Below are 2,397 nucleotides of genomic sequence, written 5' to 3'. Positions count from 1 at the left end.
TATGTCTTATGTCTTATGTCTTATGTCTTATGTCTTATGTCTTATGTCTTATGTCTTATGTCTTATGTCTTATGTCTTATGTCTTATGTCTTATGTCTTATGTCTTATGTCTTATGCTTTATGTTTTCTTTTATTTTGTTTTCTTTTACTTGTTTTCTTTCTTGTTTTTTTCTTCATCTTTATTTGCCAGTATATTTCTTGATGGCATTGATAAATGTATCGCCGTATTTCTTGATCTTGAATTCGCCGATACCGCTGATGTGACCGAATGCCTGGAGGGTGGTTGGCTTCATCTTCGTCAATTCGTGCAGACTCTTATCCGATAATACGATGTATGGAGGATAGCCCTGTTCATCGGCAAGATTCTTACGGATCTTACGCAGATATTCGAAAAGCTTCTTATCTTCTACATCCGCCATTTCATTCTCGAAAATCACACGCTCGGCATGTACCACTGGGATATTATTTCCTGCATATCCACTTCTTCCTGATCTTCCTCTGGCTCCTCTTCCTTGAGTCTGGTTCTGCAGGTCTTTGTTCTCCATAATCGCCAATGAAACCTGGTGTTCACCCTTGAGAACCTTCCAACCCAATGGCGTGACCTTTATCTGGTTATGCATATTATACGCAACCTCGAAGAAGCCCATCTGGAGCATCTGCAGCAGATAGGTCTGCCAATCGCGAACGCTTACATCCTTGCCCACTCCGAGGTCTTCAATTCGTTATAGTGATTTCTAGCAATGGCAGGCGTCTGCATACCTCTCAATATCTCTATACAGGTACCCACGGCAATCTTTTCTCCCGCACGGACCACGGCACTCAGCGCCTTTTGGGTAAGCACGGTACCATCGAAGGTACGTGGAGGATTGTTGCAGACATCACAATGCCCGCAATCCTTGCTGGAGGTCTCTCCGAAATAATTCAGGAGGATTCTTCTCCGGCAGACTCTCGATTCGGCGTATTCTTCCATTCTTCGCAGTTTTTCCAGATTTACCGATTTCTGTCCGCTTTCTTCGCAGAAAGTACGGAGGGTGATGATATCTGCCATCGAATAGAACAATACCGTATCGGCAGGAGCGCCGTCTCTTCCGGCTCGTCCTATCTCCTGATAGAAACTCTCGATGCTCTTCGGCATGTTGTAGTGAATCACCCATCTCACGTTACCCTTGTCGATACCCATTCCGAAGGCGATGGTAGCGCACACCACTTCTATCTGGTCCATCTTGAAACGTTCCTGTACAGAGGCTCGCTGCTGGGCGGAGAGTCCGGCATGGTAAGCTTCTGCCTGTATGCCATGCTCCTGCAAAGCCTCTGCTACCATCTCCGTATTCTTGCGCGAGAGACAGTAGATGATGCCTGCCTCGTCTGGGCGACGGGCGATGAAATGGTAAATGAATTTCAGCTTCTCCTTCTTCGTGCTTTCCTGGCGCACGGTGAGGCTGAGGTTCGGACGGTCGAAACTGCTCACGAAGGTCTGCCCATTCAGGTGCAGCTGGTTGATGATGTCCTCTCGGGTAATCTTATCGGCTGTAGCCGTGAGCGCCATCACCGGCACGCCATTGAATTTCTCGTGCAGGAGTCCGAGCTGGGAATACTCCGGACGGAAGTCGTGCCCCCACTGGCTGATACAGTGGGCTTCATCTACGGCGAAGAGCGAAATCTTGATGTTGCAGAACAGATAAGGTATCTCGCTGAGGAGTTTCTCGGGTGAAACATAGAGTAGTTTCAGTTCGCCCGCCTCGCATCTTCTGCGGATGATGAGGTCGTCGGTTACATCGTTGCCGCTGTTGAGAGCTTCGGCAGGAATGCCGTTCGCCTTGAGGGCTTCCACCTGGTCGTGCATCAGACTGATGAGTGGTGAAATGACCACTGCTGTTCCCTCCATAGCCAGCGCCGGAACCTGATAGCACAGACTCTTTCCTCCGCCCGTCGGCATCAGAACCAGACAGTCGTTACCTTGCATCACTTCCCGGATGATGGCTTCCTGGTTGGGTCTGAAGGAATCGTATCCGAAGTAAGATTTCAATATCTCGTTGATTTGCATAATCGTATTATCATTTCTTAGAATTCCTTCTCACTTTCTCCAGGTAGTTCTTTCATTAGCAGTGCCCCTTTATTCCATCTAGAGCGCCTGGTGAAAGTAGGGTGGTTATTCTACTTATTTTCTACTATATTCCTGCAAAGTTACTAAAAAAATAGGAGAAAACTCTCCTTTATAGTAGTAAAAGTGCGAAAAGTAGGCAGAAAAGTTTGAAAATCCAAATAATTGTCGTACTTTTGCGCTAGAAAGTGTGTCCTGAGACAGAATGAAGTCTGATATTGGCTATATCTGATAGATTTCTGTCGTAACTTCTAAAGAGATGGTGGAAGACCCACTGCATTCGGCATGCAGGTGCT

General features: G+C 46.9%; 1 pseudogene. It reads right to left on the bottom strand.

Annotated elements, in window-relative coordinates:
• Positions 1 to 179: 179 nt before the first annotated feature.
• Positions 180 to 2,044: pseudogene (recQ, locus tag DW830_RS15290) on the bottom strand (DNA helicase RecQ).
• Positions 2,045 to 2,397: the final 353 nt, after the last annotated feature.

The organism is Prevotella sp. AM34-19LB (genome assembly GCF_003468525.1).
Classification (GTDB): domain Bacteria; phylum Bacteroidota; class Bacteroidia; order Bacteroidales; family Bacteroidaceae; genus Prevotella.
This window is presented reverse-complemented; position numbering and strand designations above follow the sequence as displayed.